15 protein-coding genes and 2 pseudogenes are annotated in these 15391 nt (G+C 67.0%); 10 read left to right on the forward strand and 7 right to left on the reverse strand.

The features are described 5' to 3' along the window. Nucleotides 1-5: 5 nt before the first annotated feature. On the reverse strand, nucleotides 6-185 hold the full coding sequence (gene amcA, locus O7612_RS29470; protein ID WP_329007656.1) for a multiple cyclophane-containing RiPP AmcA: 180 nt from the start codon (nucleotides 183-185) through the stop codon (nucleotides 6-8). Between the two features lie 480 nt (nucleotides 186-665). Between amcA and O7612_RS07110 the strand changes: the two genes are divergently transcribed. The 5 genes and pseudogenes from O7612_RS07110 (at nucleotide 666) to O7612_RS07130 (ending at nucleotide 5950) form a co-directional block, all read left to right on the forward strand. Next, entirely contained in the window at nucleotides 666-2000 is a 1335-nt protein-coding gene (locus tag O7612_RS07110; protein WP_282271528.1) for an XRE family transcriptional regulator, read from the forward strand. Nucleotides 2001-2372: 372 nt separating this feature from the next. Then, on the forward strand, nucleotides 2373-3035 hold the full coding sequence (locus O7612_RS07115) for a pentapeptide repeat-containing protein (RefSeq protein ID WP_282271530.1): 663 nt from the start codon (nucleotides 2373-2375) through the stop codon (nucleotides 3033-3035). Nucleotides 3036-3441: 406 nt separating this feature from the next. Further along, nucleotides 3442-4074, forward strand: coding sequence for a helix-turn-helix domain-containing protein (locus tag O7612_RS07120; protein ID WP_282271532.1), 633 nt, complete (start codon nucleotides 3442-3444; stop codon nucleotides 4072-4074). Nucleotides 4075-4283: 209 nt separating this feature from the next. After that, a pseudogene (locus O7612_RS07125) lies at nucleotides 4284-4700 on the forward strand (transposase); the annotation flags it as partial. Between the two features lie 233 nt (nucleotides 4701-4933). Next, nucleotides 4934-5950 carry a hypothetical protein gene (locus O7612_RS07130; RefSeq protein WP_282271534.1) on the forward strand — a complete coding sequence of 339 codons (1017 nt, stop codon included), beginning with the start codon at nucleotides 4934-4936 and terminating at the stop codon, nucleotides 5948-5950. Between the two features lie 93 nt (nucleotides 5951-6043). Here O7612_RS07130 and O7612_RS07135 read toward each other — a convergent pair whose 3' ends face one another. Next, nucleotides 6044-6640 (reverse strand): hypothetical protein, encoded by a 597-nt coding sequence (locus O7612_RS07135; protein ID WP_282271536.1) that lies wholly within the window; start codon nucleotides 6638-6640, stop codon nucleotides 6044-6046. Between the two features lie 87 nt (nucleotides 6641-6727). After that, nucleotides 6728-7026: pseudogene (locus tag O7612_RS07140) on the reverse strand (cyclic-phosphate processing receiver domain-containing protein). On the opposite strand from O7612_RS07140, the gene O7612_RS07145 reads away from it, so the two are divergent. Continuing rightward, nucleotides 6946-7125, forward strand: a complete 180-nt coding sequence (locus tag O7612_RS07145) for a hypothetical protein (RefSeq protein WP_282274119.1) — start codon at nucleotides 6946-6948, stop codon at nucleotides 7123-7125. The pseudogene O7612_RS07140 and the gene O7612_RS07145 overlap by 81 nt on opposite strands. 190 nt (nucleotides 7126-7315) lie before the next feature. Here the strand turns inward: O7612_RS07145 and O7612_RS07150 are convergent, their stop codons facing one another. The 3 genes from O7612_RS07150 to O7612_RS07160 form a co-directional block, all read right to left on the reverse strand. Then, nucleotides 7316-7687: a hypothetical protein gene (locus tag O7612_RS07150; protein ID WP_282274120.1), complete on the reverse strand. Its 372-nt coding sequence runs from the start codon at nucleotides 7685-7687 to the stop codon at nucleotides 7316-7318. Nucleotides 7688-7938: 251 nt separating this feature from the next. Continuing rightward, nucleotides 7939-8268 (reverse strand): transposase, encoded by a 330-nt coding sequence (locus O7612_RS07155; RefSeq protein WP_282271538.1) that lies wholly within the window; start codon nucleotides 8266-8268, stop codon nucleotides 7939-7941. A 75-nt stretch (nucleotides 8269-8343) separates the two neighbouring features. Further along, nucleotides 8344-9000 (reverse strand): HAD family hydrolase, encoded by a 657-nt coding sequence (locus tag O7612_RS07160; protein WP_282271540.1) that lies wholly within the window; start codon nucleotides 8998-9000, stop codon nucleotides 8344-8346. Between the two features lie 1339 nt (nucleotides 9001-10339). Between O7612_RS07160 and O7612_RS07165 the strand changes: the two genes are divergently transcribed. The 4 genes from O7612_RS07165 (at nucleotide 10340) to O7612_RS07180 (ending at nucleotide 14369) form a co-directional block, all read left to right on the forward strand. After that, nucleotides 10340-11227: a replication-relaxation family protein gene (locus O7612_RS07165; RefSeq protein WP_282271542.1), complete on the forward strand. Its 888-nt coding sequence runs from the start codon at nucleotides 10340-10342 to the stop codon at nucleotides 11225-11227. 384 nt (nucleotides 11228-11611) lie between these two features. Continuing rightward, nucleotides 11612-12505, forward strand: a complete 894-nt coding sequence (locus O7612_RS07170; protein ID WP_282271543.1) for a DUF2637 domain-containing protein — start codon at nucleotides 11612-11614, stop codon at nucleotides 12503-12505. Further along, a complete protein-coding gene (locus tag O7612_RS07175; protein ID WP_282271545.1) occupies nucleotides 12502-12900 on the forward strand; it encodes a hypothetical protein in 399 nt (132 codons plus the stop codon). The genes O7612_RS07170 and O7612_RS07175 overlap by 4 nt, the downstream gene beginning before the upstream one ends. Next, the gene (locus tag O7612_RS07180) at nucleotides 12897-14369 is read left to right on the forward strand and encodes a site-specific integrase (RefSeq protein ID WP_282271547.1); all 1473 of its coding nucleotides are present in this window, start codon (nucleotides 12897-12899) and stop codon (nucleotides 14367-14369) included. The genes O7612_RS07175 and O7612_RS07180 overlap by 4 nt, the downstream gene beginning before the upstream one ends. Before the next feature lie 282 nt (nucleotides 14370-14651). Here O7612_RS07180 and O7612_RS07185 read toward each other — a convergent pair whose 3' ends face one another. Further along, nucleotides 14652-15263: a hypothetical protein gene (locus tag O7612_RS07185; protein WP_282271549.1), complete on the reverse strand. Its 612-nt coding sequence runs from the start codon at nucleotides 15261-15263 to the stop codon at nucleotides 14652-14654. Nucleotides 15264-15391: the final 128 nt, after the last annotated feature.

Below are 15391 nucleotides of genomic sequence, written 5' to 3' on the forward strand. Positions count from 1 at the left end.
AGACATCATCGCTGCTCCTCCCTTCCTGGGCTCTGCTCGAAGAGCCGACGCCAGACGTGGGTGTACAGGGGTGGGTCTACCTGGGAAAGCGTGGTCTGATCGATCACCGGCAGGGCACCCGGTCGTTCGGATCTTGTCGAACCGGTGGCTGTCGTAGCGGCGTTACGGGAGACGTAGACCGTCATCGCGGTCCCGCCTCCGACCCGCCCATGCCGCGCCGTGATCGCCGAGGACGTGCGCCAGGTCTGCGGAGTCGGCCGCCGGCGCGGCGGACCCACCGGAGGACCGGCAGGTCCGCCACCGGGAGGCGGCGGCTGGGAGCACCCCGCGGATCACCCGCCTGCGCAGGCTCGACGGCGGTACGCAGGCGAGGAACCAACCTCACGGGACTTGCGCCGACAGCCATCACGGCATTTGGACCCCGCTGGGGCGACGCCTTGTCAGTCCTGATCAGTACGTCCACCATGAGCCTCACGCCGTTGACGGTCATCGGTGGACACCGGTGCCACCGGCAACGGCGGCGTTCGATGTCCAGCTCTAGCGAACCGTTCCTTGCCGTGGGCCGGTACCGTCCACTACCCGTCCAGTCGCAACCAGGTAGTGACGACCTGTAGCGGCAGTGGCTAGCGTGATCCACGTCGACAGGTGAAGTCCGGAGGTGCGCGATGGCGGGACGGCGCTATTCCCCGAACCGGCAGCTCGCGTGGGAGAGACTCCAACGCGGCTGGTCCTACGAGGAGACCACCGAACGCATCCGCACCGAGATGAGCCGCGCAGGCGAGACCGACACCGGGCTCAACGCCAACACGGTGCGACGCTGGGAGACCGGGGAACGGTGGCCAGACCCGCGTTACCGCAAGCACCTGGTCGCGATCTTCGGTAAGCCAGCGAGCGACCTCGGCCTGCTCACCCCCGATGAACTGGCCGTACGTCCGGCTGAGGAAACACTGCACGAGTTCAGGAGGTTGTGGGACATGCTCACCCGAGACGGCAACGGCAACGGCTGGGACCGGGCGTCCGTACTACGTGCGCTCGTCGGTGCCAGCATGCTGCCCTTGGTCGCGCCGCTGCTATCACTCGATCCCCCCGCCGCACACGCTGGCGGCAGGACCGTCGACCCCGACTCGTACCGGCAGATCGTGCGCTGTCAGCGCGAGCTGTACTGGACCAGCCCGGCTCGGCCGTTGTACGAGGCCGCCTACGCCCATACTCAGCTCGGCATCGGACTCCTTCGCGCCGCAACCGGAACCGACCGGACTGGTCTCGCCGGAGCGCTCGCGGAGTCCGCAATGCTCACCGCCCGACTCGCCTTCTTCGACCTCAGCCAGCCCGCCGTCGCCGAACGCTGCTACGACGTCGCCCTCGCTGCCACCCGCGAAGCCGGCGACCATGCGCTGGCCGCAGCTGTTCTCGGCCACATGGCGTTCATCCCCGCCTTCGGCCACGATCCCGCGAAGGCCCGCACGCTGACCAACGCAGCCCTCCAACACACCTGGCACGGCGTCAGCCCCATGGTCCGCTCCTGGCTGCACTGCGTCGCCTCGGAGGTCGAGGGCCGGGCAGGAGCAGCGGCGGCCAGCCGCCACCACATCGATCTGGCAGCGAAGGCGCTTGATGGCAGCCCTGTGCCGTCTGAATGGCTCGACTTCTACGACGACACGCGTCTGCACTCCTTCGCCGGCTACGCCGCCCTTGCCGATGGCGACCACGGGGAAGCCGCCACCCAACTCGATCAGGCACTCGCCGCTCTCCCCGGGGCCGGCGCCAAACAGCGCAGCGTCGTCCTCGCCGACCTTGCCAACGCCCATGGCAATGACGGTGACCGGGCTACCGAGTACCTCAACCAGGCCATCGACGCCCTACACACCGATTGGTACGGGACCGGCCTCGACCGGGTCCGAGCCGTCCGCAACGTACTCGGCGACAGCCGCAACGGTGCCCGACTCGACGAACGCGTCACCGCGTTGACCGCCAGTCGCGCCGCGCTACCTGGTAGTTAGAGCGGGCCGGCGTCGATTCGCCAATAACCGGCATCGGGTAGCTCCGTGGGCGATTAAAGCCGGAGCAGACCTGGGTCGCTGGTTCTATCCGTCGTCAACGACATCGACATGGAGCATTGGGCGCCGAATGGATTCCCTGTGTCGGGCGCTTCGACCGACCGGTAAGCACTCACACGGTGCTGTGCCAGCGACAGCCGCCTGCGCATCCGCGACCTAATCCCTACGGAAGGTAACGTTGATCAAAGTGGCCAGGTCGGCAGCCGGCCGAGCTGGGATAACTGGAACAAGAAGACGAAGTGACCCGCTGATTCGGCAGACCCTCCCGCCACGTGGTGCGATCTCCCGCGTGGCCGTCCAACAGGTAGAGGACCCATGCGAACCACCGCAGTCGGCGACGTGACGATCCTGCTTCCCGATCTCGACCCCGACGATCTCGACAGCACCACCGAGCCCGATGCCGATCTCACCGACCTCCATGTCGACAACGCCTCCTGGCGGGGTGTCGCCCTCGACGAGGTCCGTGTTCGGGGTAGCCGGATCACCGGTTCGGACCTCAGCGAGAGCACCTGGGAAGGGGGAACGGTCTTCGGCTGCGAGATCGTCCGCACCGACTTCTCCGGCGCCAACCTGTCCGGGCTCAGCGTCGAACGCAGCGTCGTCACAGGGTCGCGGTTCACCGGTGCGCGGCTCACCGATGTCCGTCTCAAGGATGTCCTGTTCGACGGCTGCCGCTTCGACTACGCCACCTTCAGCCGGGTCGCCGCTGGCGGTGCGGTGGCGTTCGTCGATTGCATCTTTACCGACGCCACCTGGTCCTCCTGCCGGCTTCCCAAGGTCGTCCTGAGATCGTGCCAGCTGGCTCGCCTCGAACTGGCGTCGAGTCAGCTCCAGGGTGCCGACCTGCGGGGTAACTCGCTGCGTGGCCTGAAGACCGCTCTCGCGAACCTGTACGGGGTCACGCTCACCGAGGAGCAGTTGCCTGACCTGACCCACCTGGCTGTCGGTGAACTCCACCTTGCGGTGCGGGCTCAATGATCTTCGGATGGGGAGTGCCCGTCGGTCGGCGTGTGGCCGCGCTCGTCGGGTCTGTTGGTGTCGCAGTGCAACGGTGGAATGTCAGTCGTGGGCTACCGGTCGCGGGGGCGGCGGCGTTGCCGGTGAGGTTGTACGTCGATACGGCCGCGTTCGCGGTGGAGCGCTCCGACGGTGCTGACGCCCAGGCATTTGTCCTGGGTGGGCAGCTCGGTGCGCGCATCTGGCCGTTCACCGCTGTAGCGGACGACTCTGTACTTCTGCCGGTTGGTTCTCTTGCCGTGACTGGTTGGTCCCTCGGGTGTCGGTTCGTGGGCCGGTGGGGGCGTCGATGACCGTGGGTGTGCAGTCGACTCGACGGGGTGGGGGAGTGGGGTCTGCGCCGGTCCTGCCGAGAGGGTTCGGCTCGGTGGACGGGATCACCTCGGGGCTGGTGGCCGAGCAACGTAAGGACCTTGGCCGGCAGTTGGCCGGATGGCGTGCCGCTGCCGGGATGACGCAGGCGCAACTGGCCAAGCGGATCTGCTACTCGCGCAGCACGCTCGCCAACGCTGAGACCGGTCGGGACATGAGCATCCGGGGTTTCTGGTGCGACGCCGACGACGTGGTCGGTGCCAACGGGGCGCTATTGGCCGCCTTCGACCAGGTCGCTGCGTTGGTGCGGGACTTCCACGAGCAGCGGGCATCGGCACGTGACCGCGAGCGTCGGCAACGCGCTGCCCGCCTCATCGCTTCCACCATTGAGGCGCAGCCGAGCGCACCGGCGGAGCCGAGAAGGTGCCAGTGTGAGGCGGTGGTCGTCGGTCGGTGGACCGAGCGGGAGGTCCGCGCATTGCGGGAGGCGCTACGGATGACCGTCCACGACTTCGCTCAACGGCTGGGAGCGAGCGACGCGGCCGTCTCCGGCTGGGAACACCGACGCACGCCCACGCCACCGAAGATGGCCGCGCAGGCGGTGTTGGACCAGACGCTCGCACTCGCCGACACCGACACCAAAGCCCGGTTCCTGCTGATCCTCAACACCCCCGACCAGCACGGGTAGAACAGCGCGCGAGTGAGATAGGCACACCGACAGGGCCGCTCGCCGTAGCCGAGCGCCGACGGCACCCGCCGACAACCGTGGGTTCTGCTGGTGAGCGAATCTCCTGTCTCGCCGGAGATGGGCAACTGAGGCACCCTCTCATGCCGACGAGAGTGCACTCGATCATGCCGAAGTGAGTTTATGCGTCGTTCCGTTTCGCCCCTAGCCCCCTGGTCCGCACGATCTTCGACCAGCCCGACACCGACGCCGTCCACGCCCAGTACGGGCGGGTCGTGGCCACGATCGAGGCGAAGTTCCCGGCCGCCGCCGAGCATCTCGACGCCGCCCGCGACGACCTCCTCGCATTCACCGGCTTCCCGCGCGAGATCTGGCGTCAGATCTGGTCGAACAATCCGCAGGAGCGCTTCAACAAGGAGATCCGCCGGCGCACGGACGTCGTCGGGATCTTCCCCAACCGACCGGCGATCGTCCGCCTCGTCGGTGCCGTCCTGGCCGAGCAGACCGACGAGTGGACCGAAGGCCGCCGCTACATGGGCCTGGACCTACTCGCCAAAACCCGCACGACCGTGATCGACACCGACCAACACGTCACCGACCAGACCGACCCGACCTCGATCGCCGCATAACATCAGACCGGATCCCGCGATGGCCGTCTCTTACACCACCAGCGCGGACGTGACCTACCGAGGTCCGCGTTCAACATCTCACTTTGTCGGTGGGAGTACGATCCATCGCCAGGATGGTATGGCTAGAGCGCGTGAGGGCATGCCAGCCTATGTTCGGCGAGTCTACGCAATGCTGGCATTCGGGAGTTTGCTGTGGGGAAAGTTCGCACGTCACGGGAGGTGGGACACGCAGTATGCGGATGCTGCTCGACACCAATGTCTGGAGCCATTTGTCAAGGCAAGGCCTCGGTGAGGAATTCTATCGGCTAATCAAGCGGCGCTCGGTCAATGTCGTCACGGCCCCTGCCTCATTGCTCGAACTCCTCCGGACACCTCAGGGTCCTCTTCGACGGGAGTCCGTAAAACTCATTGGGCGATCACGTTGGACCCGTTTGCCAACTGAGGCGGAATCCGAGGTAAGAGAGCTTGTGGCTGAAGTGGCTCGATTGCGGAAAGGCTGGCTACTGTCCGAGCCGCTGCGAGGCCGCTACGCGGCTCTGGCTTCAGACTGGCGGCACGGGATCTGGCGGGCGGCGCGCCGCGACGATGCGTCTGTGATTGACTACGCGAAGAGGCATGCGGTTGAAGCGCGGGCTGGGATCTCACAACATCAGCGAGAACAATCAGCTCGATGGAGGGATGAGGGGTTCCTTCGAGGGCTGGCGGATACCGTCGTCTGCATCGACGGCACCATCGGATTCCCTCGCCCCGAGGACGAGAGTTGGTTCCAGTCGCAGGGCTGGCGGCCTGGAACGCATGTAGAGGCTTGGCGCCTAGAGGCCCTGCAACATATCCACCAGGGCCTCTTCATGGCGAAGAGACCATATGCGGAACCGACGACTGGATCGGCGTATGCCGATTGGTTTGAGACATTCGTTGACCTCGACGCCGTCTCAGCGGAGCGTGCCGAGTTTGGGGAGCTACTTCTTTACGAGATGGCTGCGTCGGCTATTCCAAGAGCTTGGATGCGATGGGCGTTGGGCCTCGTGCAGCATGCAGTCAAAAAGAGCTCCGGCAATGCGGTCGACGCGCAGCTATCAACATATCTATACGACGCTGACCTGTTCTTTACGTCTGACAAGATATTCCAAAAGCTGCTAGAGTCTATTTACCCAAAGTCACCCATCCCTTTCGCCGTGCCGGTATATCTTAATCCGGCCGGTAATCTTTGTTCAGACATTGAGGAGCTGATGGAAGACGCTGTGCAATGATTGGCATTCGAAGCTCTGCGCCCTCTCATGTCGCAGATACCGTGCTAGGCGGTGTCGCCACACCCGATCGTTCCCACCTCGGCCGTGCCGATCTCAGCGCGCATTCGACGTCTCGATGATGGTGGCCGTTCCTACCGTGGGCCGGCCCTCGTGCATGGTGATCGGCATGCCAGGTTGCAGGTGCCTCCAGAGGGGTGGGGACAGCGGGCCAAGGCGGACCGACCCGGTGGCGCCTGGTGGCAACGCTGGCGCCGACTCCACCCAAATGCGAGCCACGAGCAGATCGGGGTTGCCCGCGGCCGTGCGCCTGCCGACATCCCACAGCGGTCGGAGGATGCCCTTGCCCGGGATCGGCGTTCGCCGTCCGCCTTCGGCAGGCGACAGGAGTCGCAGCTCGGCGCGCACGATCCCATGGATGCTCTCCCACCGACCCCAGCGGCACCACGCGGCGGCATCAGAGAGCCACATCAGCTCGGCGCTGTCGATCAGCAGATCCCACCATGCGGTCGGCGGTCGCCAACTCGTGTCGAGGTCCGCAAGGAGGTCGAGCGCGACCTCCCACTCGTCGTGGTCGAGGTACTCGCGGACGTCTGCCACTGTCGCGCCGGCCTCGTTGACGACATCAGTGGGGACCATGGCCGCAGCCTGGGCGAGCAGATCGGCAACATCCACCTGCGGATTGTTCAACATCGCCGCAGCGTCAGCGCGACGCCTCTCACCGGCGCTCGGGTTTGCCGCCCCGGGTGTGACAGCTGTCGGGCGGCGAGTTCGAGTCGGTCAGCTCAACGGGAGACCATCGAGATAGCCAACGTGAGTGGAGCCCGACGCGACACGGACCCGGTACCCCCAGCTCCAGAGAACCTGGACGACCTTCGCGGCACCGGCCGGATTGGCGGAGTGGACGTTGATGACGCCGACGTCAAAGGGGCACTTGTCGAAGGCGGCCCGTTCCAGAACTTCCACGACCGGCCAGACGTGTCGTCCCCACCCAGGTCGTGGTCCAACCACAGCTCGTCCAGACGCCGGTCGCGGTACCGGTCGAGGAGGTCAACTCCGGCGGTGCTGGTACGGGCCACCTCGGCACCCCGGCCATCCACGAACGAACGAAGATCATCGACCAGGATGGTTGTGCGACGGGCATCCACGTGATGATGATGCCTGGCACCGTCGTCTGACATCCGGATTTGCCGCGATCCGCGTGCTTTACCGGGATCATCGTGCGTCGAGCCTGCCCGGGCGTACGGAGCCGGACAGGAGGACAAGTTCAGCCGATGATGGCGGCGAGAGTTGGGTTCGCAGCTCGCGTCGTGGTCGACGGCTGCGGCGAGCAGTCTGGCGGTTGCTGAAGAAGCTGGGACTGCAGTTTCACCTGCCAGTTCGTCGGGAGCCGGGTCGCCGACCTCCACCCGCAGACCCAGAACTGCGGCGTCGGTTCGGCTGATCAGCCGGTCCGTCGACGGCACCAGGGCTGGAGAACGACACCGAAGGCACTGCAGGACGGGAAGACTCCGGTGGCGGCCATGGCGACGCCGCGATCTGGGCCCCGGTGACCGGCAGGGTGGGCGAGATCTGGTCGAGCAAGCGCTGCGCCAGGGTGGTGTCGATCTCGACGTCTGCGCTGATGCGAACATCGGCCGCGGTCGCCAGGTCCACGACGTCGTCGCTGGTGAACGCATCAGCTCCGAGAGTACTCAGCCGTCGCGCGAACTCCTGGACATTGATCATTTGCAGCCTCATCGTCGGATTGTTGATTATCCACCGTAACCCCCGCTTCGGTCGGCGGATCCGGCGCCCGCCGTGCGGGCCACTGGGGCCGGCAGTCGGCGCCGACAACTGCGACCGCTGCGCGGAAGTCCGCAACTCTTCGGTGAGCTGATCGCGCGCCTGCAGGGCCGTCACGCTCTGTGTTACCCATGCTGTCCCGCGACGCCCGGAAGTGCCGCTTACCGCGTGCTGGGCAGCTTCATTCGAGCGGTTGGGCAGCAGGGTCATTGCGTAGTCGAGTAGCTGCTGGTCACGGTGGTGATGAGGTCGTGTGGGCGGCGGCTGGCGCGTCGGGTGGCTCGGGCGATGTTGGTGTCGCCGTTGCCGCGGTGGAAGCCGATGGCGGTGTTGCGGAGGACGGCTGCGACGGCGGGTCCGGTGCCGGTGCGGGCTCGGTGGGCGTCCTCGCCGAAGGTCACGTCGCGGACCCAGTGCAGCCGGTTCTCGATATGCCATTCCAGCCGGGCCCATTGCTGCAGGTCGGCAGGCTGGGCGTGGGCGGCGGGCAGTGACGCCACCAGATAGACCGTCTCCCGGGTTCGCTTGCCGGCCACGGTGCGGGAACCTGCGAAATCCCAGGTCAGAAGCACCCTCAGGCGACTACGCAAAGCCCCTGGGTTGGGCAGTGGTCAGGTGGTCGGCTTGTTGTGTTTGCGGATGAGGTCGGGTAGTTCGGTGAGTGTGTCGAGGTGGAACAGGCAGCGGTCGCTGATCGCTGTGTCGTTGAGGATGTGTCCCCAGGGCCCTCGGCGGATGAGTGCGGTGGGGATACCTGCTTCTTGTGCTGGTTTGATGTCGTTGTCGAGGCGGTCTCCGACGTAGAGCACCTGGTCGGCTGGGCAACCGGCTTCGGTGACTACGCGGTCGAAGAAGGCGGGGAAGGGCTTCTCTACGCCCCAGCCGTCCGAGGTGCCGATCACGTCCACTGGGAGGTTCAGGGCGCGCAGGATGGTTTCTGCGCGTGCTGTCTGGTTGCCGGCGAGGCCGACGTGGAGCCCTGCCGCGCGTAGCGCGGCCAGGCAGGGGCGGGCGTCGGGGTAGAGGTCGTCTTCGGTGAATGATTCGGGTTGTCCTGCTCCGGTGCGGCGTTGCCGTTCCTGGGTCAGGTCGAACCCTGGTCGGAAGACCTGGAAGGTTTCCCGGTAGTCGAGGCCGCGGGCGATGACTGCGCCGAAGACGGCGGAGAAGGTGTGGCGTGGTACGCCGAGCCAGTCTGCCCACGTGCCGTACTCGCGGGACTCGTCGACGATGGTCTCGCCCACATCGAAGAACACGCTGGTGATCACCTGGCGATTGTGCCGTGTGCCCTTCGGTAGATCAACGTGCGCCCCGAGCCGAGCCGAGCCGCTTGGCGCGGTGAGGGTGAAGTGTTACCCCGTGGCGCTGGGTGAGCGTCTTCGACCTTGCTGGCCGGTGGGCATGAGGTGGTGGGATCGGCTCAATCGTGACCGCTCGATGTGGGACTGGGGCGGCGGCAGGCCGTGCGCGTGGTATGAGGCGGCCCCGAGATTGGTGCTGGTGGGGTGGGGGCGTAGGTCGGCCTGGTCTCTGAGGATCACACCGGCAAGTTGGGCACCAGAAGCCGCGTCGGGCGGTGTGAGAGGCGGAGGTCGTCTGCGTCTCGGTCATGCGAACGGGCCCTCTCCGGGCTCGATTCCTGGCCCGTAAGTGTGCTTCGGGTCAGAAGGCCGTCTCATGAAGTGAGACGTTTGCGAGTATTGGTCAAGATTTTTCTGCCTGTTTCGGGCGTGGATTTGTGCCGCTGGGGTCCAGTGCGGGTTGGTGGGTGTCGGTGCGTCCGGCTGGGTCCGGAGACGTGGTGATCGGCTGCTGGTGATGCTGGTTGACAGGGTGCTGCCGGGGAGGCGTACTGGTACAGACATGACCGCGTGGCGGTCAGTCTGCCGGGTCCAATCGGCCAGGCTGGCGACGTTCCAAGGAGGAGCGTCGCCGGTCGTTCGAGGCTCGGGGCGGGCGGATCGTCGTTGGTTTTGAGTGGTAGGGGGTTCGCAATGAAGGATCTTTCTCCGGCGGGTTGAGTCGACGCCCCACCCGAGCCGTGATGTCGACGCTCCCGGGGCATTTGTCCCCCGCTGCGACGCGCCGTCTGCCGGCGCGGGGGTGTGCCGCCCTGCCCTCCTGCCGCCGTTCTTGCTGCCGCTGACCGCCTTTCTGGTGGTCGTGTCGGTCGTTGCTGTCCTCATCCGCTTTCGGGTCGACCGGATGCCCGGTCGGCGTGTTGGTTGGACTCCGCAGTGCGCTTCTCCGTAGTCCGTCGCACTGGGTGTGGCTGTGTATCCCTGCGGCGTCGTGAGTGTCGTCGCGCATTCTCATTGTTTTCGATCAAGGAGTTGTTGTGTTCGTGGTTCATCTCGTCTCTGTGCGCTCCGGCTTCGTGCCGGTGGCGGTGACAGATCCCGTTTCGGTGCCCGTTGCGGGGTCCGGGTTGGTGTCGGTGTTGAGGTCAGTCTTCAACCGGACGCCCCGACGGACCCCCTGTCGTGTCTCACATCGCTGGTCAGGTCGGCTGTCAGCGCTGCTGGCTTGTCCTGCGACAGACCCTGCATGGTCTCGGGTCTCTCCCCCTGGGGCTGGCATTCCGTACTGGAGGGGAGGTGGTGGCTGGTGGATGATCCGGTCCTTCGGGTCCAGTCCCAACTGACGGCCCGTGACCGTGTGCTGCTGGGCTGGCTCTACGACCACGGTGTGTTGACGTCGTTCCAGGTCGCGCATGCCCTGTTTCCGTCTCTGGATTTCTGTCAGCGGCGGTTGCGGACGTTGTACCGGTTGCGGTTGGTGGCGCGGTTCCGTCCGCAGCGCGCCGACGGCGGCTCCTACCCGTACCACTACGTCATCGATCAGCTCGGCGCGGAGGTCGTCGCCGCCGGCCGCGACGAGCGTCCGCCTCGGCGTGATCACGCTCGGGTGGAGCGGCGCCGTTGGACGTCGAGCCGCACCCTGGAGCACCGGCTCGGGGTGAACGGCTTCTTCACCGACCTCGCCGGCTACGCCCGCACTCATCCGGATGCTCGGTTGGGGGAGTGGTTGTCGGAGGCGGCGTGCCTGCGGTCGGGGGTGTTCACCAGGCCGGGGGATCCGGCTCTGGTGCGCGCCTACCAGCCCCGGGTCCGCCCAGACGGCTACGGCCTGTGGGTTACCGGCGGCAGGGTGGTGCCGTTCTTCGTGGAGTACGACACCGGTGGCGAGCCGCTGTCGGTGCTGGTCCACAAGCTGGTCGGCTACCGGGAGTGGTTCGCGGCGATGGGGCGGGCGTGGCCGGTGTTGTTCTGGCTGCACTCCGCCACTCGGGAGCGCAACCTACGCCGGATGTGGGCCGAGACGCCGCCGCTGGTGCCGGTGGCTACCGGTGCCCGCGACCACGCCACCTTGGCGGGCCTGTGTCCCGCTGAGGCGGTGTGGGCGGTGGCCGGTGGTGACGGGCGACGGTCGACGCTGGCTGACCTGTCGGTCTGGGTCCTCGACGACCGTGACCCGACCGGGGAGGCGGCATGACCGACCACGCTTCACCGGCCCCCTTGATCGTGCGGCCGGCGTGCGAGGCGACAGCCACGGGGTCGTTCTGTCACTGGTCTGTCAGCGTCTCACCGGAGGCTGCTGACAGACCGGTGACAGCATCGGGCAGCCCTGACAGCGAGCGGACGGAGGTATCGCCCCGGCGCCCGCGTGGCCGGTCTGCGGACCGGCCACGGACCGAGCCATCCACGCCCCTGGTCCGGCGGGACCGGCTCGCCCGTCCGCTGGACCGGTCCGCACACACGGGTGGACCGGGCGTGCTGGTGGTCCGGTCCGGGGAGGTGGTCGGCCACGAGCTCACCCCGTGACTCGGACGCTGGTCCGGGACGGAACCCGGTGGAGGGTTTCGTTCAGGTCGTGATCATGTTGGCGATTGGTGGGGCGGCGGGTGCGGCCAGCTTCACCCACGTCCACAACGTGGCTGCTGCTCACGGGCAGCCGGGGTGGTTGGCGTGGGCGGACGCGATCGTGCTGGAGCTGATGTCCATCGCCTCCGGCCTGGAACTGCGCCGCCGTAAGCGGGCACAGGTGTCGGCGGTGTTCCCGGCGGCGGTGTTGGCCTGCGCGGTGGCCTTGTCGCTCGCGGCGCAGGTCGTGGAGGCCGAGCCGTCCCCGATCGGCTGGACCGCCGCAGCCGTGCCCGCGCTCGGCTTCCTGGTCATGGTCAAGATCGCCCTCGGCTACACCAACACCCCACCCCAACCCACACCAGCCGGAACGGATCCGTCCACTGTTCGACGGGCGGACCAGTCCATCGTCACCGCGAGCCGGCTTCCGGCGGACCGCTACGAAGACCGGTCCGCCCCTACCGCCGATCGACGTCTGCCTGCGCGGACCGTCCACGACACCAGCAACGACCACTCGCACACCGGACCGGACCACCCCCGGACCGGAAGACCGGTCCGCCAGCGTCGGCCGTCGCGGCGCGGACCGCCCACCCACCCCACCGACACCGAAGCCCTACTCCTGGTCGCCAGACGCGCCCAGGAAGACCTCGCCGCCGAAGGCCGGCCGCTCACCCGCGCCGCCCTGGCCACCGCGCTGCGCGCCACCGGCCACACCGTGTCCAACACCCGCGCATCCCAGCTACTGAAGATCCTCAAAGCCGACCAACCCCCACCAGCCCCAGCCACCGGCCAGCAGACTCCCGAACCCGCCGACCACAGCACCCCGCCGACAGCACCGGAACCCGCCACGCCTACCACCTCGCGTACCTCTGCACCGCATCCACCGCAGTCAGGAGACCCCGCCCCATGAACGCCCACACCACCCCGAACCATGACACCCAACCGGCCAGCCCACCCCCGTCTACCAACGTGCCGTGGACCGTCGAGCGGATCCGCGCGCTCGGCGTTGCCACCACCTTGCCCACCGCGGCCGCGGTACTCGGGATCAGCCGGTCCCAGGCCTACCGCCTCGCCGCCACCGACACCTTCCCCACACCACTGATCCGCGCCGGCACCCGCATCATCGTCCCCGTCACCGGCCTCCTCCGACTCCTCCTCCTCGACCACCCCACCCCGAACCCCCACGTCAGCCGGCGACTTGATCCCGTGACGGTGTCGAGCGTGGATGCAACGACCCCGCCACCAGCGGACTACACCCACCACCGCTGGCGGCACCACGTCGAGCACCCAGGAGACGACCAGTGAAAGGCTCCATCTTCAAACGCTGCGGCTGCCGCGACCAGGCAACGGGCCGCCGGCTGGGACGCTCCTGCCCTGACCTGCGCCGGCCCGGCGGCGGCTGGTCCCGCAACCACGGCCAATGGCACTGGCAGATCGAAATTCCCGCCCGCGCCAACGGCACCCGCCGCACACTGCGCCACGGCCCCTACCCCACCCAAACCGACGCCGACACCATCCTCGACCGCATCCGCGCCGCCCTCGCCGTCCCCGACCCCACCGACCCCCACGCCACGACCAAGACCGGCGACCTCATCGAAACCGCCGTCAAGACCGGCGCACCCGTACCCACCCCCGACCAGGTCCGCCGCACCCTGCACCTCGACATCACCCCCACCGAACTACCAACGATGAGGGAGTACCTGACCGACTGGCTCGCCGGACGGAAGAACATCAAGAAAGGCACCCTGCGCTCCTACGAAGGACACATCCGCCTCTACCTCATCCCGCACCTCGGGCACCTGCGCATCGACCGGCTCCGCCCCGGTCACATCGACGCCATGTACGAGGCCATCGCCGAACGCAACACCACCATTACCACCCTGCGCGCCAGCCGCGACCAAGCGAAACGCGACCAGGTCAAGAATCAGCGGGTCGTCGGACCGAGGACGATGCACGTCATCCACGCCACCCTCCGCAAGGCCCTCAACGACGCGATGCGCCGCCACCGCTACCTCGACATCAACCCCGCCCTCCTGATCGAACTACCCCGCGCCCGAGCACCCAAGCCCACCATCTGGACCGACCAACGCATCCGCACCTGGCGCGACACCGGCACAACCCCCAGCCCGGTCATGATCTGGACCCCCGAACACACCGGACGATTCCTCGACCACACCCACGACGCCGGCGACCGCCTCTACGCCCTCTACCACCTCATCACCTTCACCGGCCTCCGCCGAGGCGAAGCCTGCGGCCTGCACTGGGACGACCTCGACCTCGACGCCAAAACCCTCACCGTCCGCTGGCAACTCGTCCAACAAGGCTGGGCCACCACCATCGACACCCCCAAAACCACCGACAGCGAAGCCACCATCGCCCTCGACACCGAAACCATCACCGTCCTCCGCACCCACCGCGCCCAACACAACCGCGAACGCCTCGCCGCCGGCACCACCTGGACCAAGACCGGACTCGTCTTCACCACCCCCACCGGCGAGCGGCTCCACCCCGCCGACGTCACCGACCACTTCCACCACCTCGCCACCCAAGCCGGACTCCCACCCATCCGACTTCACGACCTCCGCCACGGCGCCGCCACCATGGGACTCGCCGCCGGAGTCCAGATGAAAGTCATCTCCAACCGACTCCGCCACTCCAGCCCACACTTCACCGCCACCTTCTACGGCGCCGTCCTCCCCGAACTCTCACACGCCGCCGCCGAAGCAACCGCCGCCATCGTCCCCCGACGCGGTAGCACCGCAAGGCCGGCATAGCTCGAAGTTTCGCCTCCACCAGTCGCGTAGGGCCGGCCGACGACGCTGTCGGCCGGCCCTACGCGGTTTTCGTCAGCGCAGCGTCTGCCGGCCTGCTCTGGCTGATCCGGTTCCGCAACGTCTTGTGATGGAGACCGAGTTGTCGTGCTGACGGATCATCGACTGGCGTCCAGTCCGGCGGTCGGTCTGGGGTGAGGGCGACCTGCAGGTCGCGAGGTGTGATACCCCTGGGAAGCCAACCCGTCGAGCGCTTCGTGACCGTGTGCTTGGTCGACGCCCCTGTCAGCTCAGCAGCGTCCGGGCTCGTTGACTCGGCTTGAGGGTCGTGACTTTGAATGGACAGTTCTTGTCCGTGAGCAGGGCATACGCGTCGATGGCCCGGGTGGCGGCGTCTTGAGCCTGGTCGGCAGCCTTCACGCCGCGTCCGCGGTTGCGGAACAGTGCGCCGTAGAAGGCGGAGCTGAACACGCCGCTCTCGTGCCAGCCGATGAGGGAAGAGGTACCCACATAGGTGACCTCGCCCTGGAGGCAGTCTCGTACCGCCTTCTGCCACGCGCCGGTGCCGGTCTTGCAGCCGTCCGCGATGATGGCGCCGGTCGAGATGCCTTTGCCCCTGCCTGCCGCGACTTCCCCGAGCTGCTCGAAGGACACGGTGAACTCGCCGTCCGTGCTGGTGAACGACGGCGTGACGCTGTGGTCGCCATGGGCCATGACGTGTAGGACGTCGCATGACGAAGTGAACGCGGACAGCACGGTGTCGGGATCACGGGATCGGACGAAGTCGATGTCCACGATCGGAGCTTCACAGCCGGCGTTGATGTTCTGCAGTGTCGACTGGACGAACGTCATCGCAGCATCGAACGACGAGTCCAGTCCGATGTCGAGCAAGGTCACTCTTCTCGGCCTCATTACGACCCTCCCTGGCGCTTGCATGGTCGACATGTCCTGGAAAGGGGTATGCGGGAACGACCGTAGTGACCGTCACCCACGCTGCTTCACCGACTCGTTTCGGCCGCCCCGAT

Origin of the sequence: Micromonospora sp. WMMD987 (genome assembly GCF_029581435.1) — a bacterium.
GTDB lineage: Bacteria > Actinomycetota > Actinomycetes > Mycobacteriales > Micromonosporaceae > Micromonospora > Micromonospora rifamycinica.

Coding starts and splice junctions, on each gene's coding strand:
- amcA (WP_329007656.1), bottom strand. CDS start 185: ATGACGGTCTACGTCTCCCGTAACGCCGCTACGACAGCCACCGGTTCG.
- O7612_RS07110 (WP_282271528.1), top strand. CDS start 666: ATGGCGGGACGGCGCTATTCCCCGAACCGGCAGCTCGCGTGGGAGAGA.
- O7612_RS07115 (WP_282271530.1), top strand. CDS start 2,373: ATGCGAACCACCGCAGTCGGCGACGTGACGATCCTGCTTCCCGATCTC.
- O7612_RS07130 (WP_282271534.1), top strand. CDS start 4,934: ATGCGGATGCTGCTCGACACCAATGTCTGGAGCCATTTGTCAAGGCAA.
- O7612_RS07135 (WP_282271536.1), bottom strand. CDS start 6,640: ATGTTGAACAATCCGCAGGTGGATGTTGCCGATCTGCTCGCCCAGGCT.
- O7612_RS07150 (WP_282274120.1), bottom strand. CDS start 7,687: ATGAGGCTGCAAATGATCAATGTCCAGGAGTTCGCGCGACGGCTGAGT.
- O7612_RS07170 (WP_282271543.1), top strand. CDS start 11,612: ATGTTGGCGATTGGTGGGGCGGCGGGTGCGGCCAGCTTCACCCACGTC.
- O7612_RS07175 (WP_282271545.1), top strand. CDS start 12,502: ATGAACGCCCACACCACCCCGAACCATGACACCCAACCGGCCAGCCCA.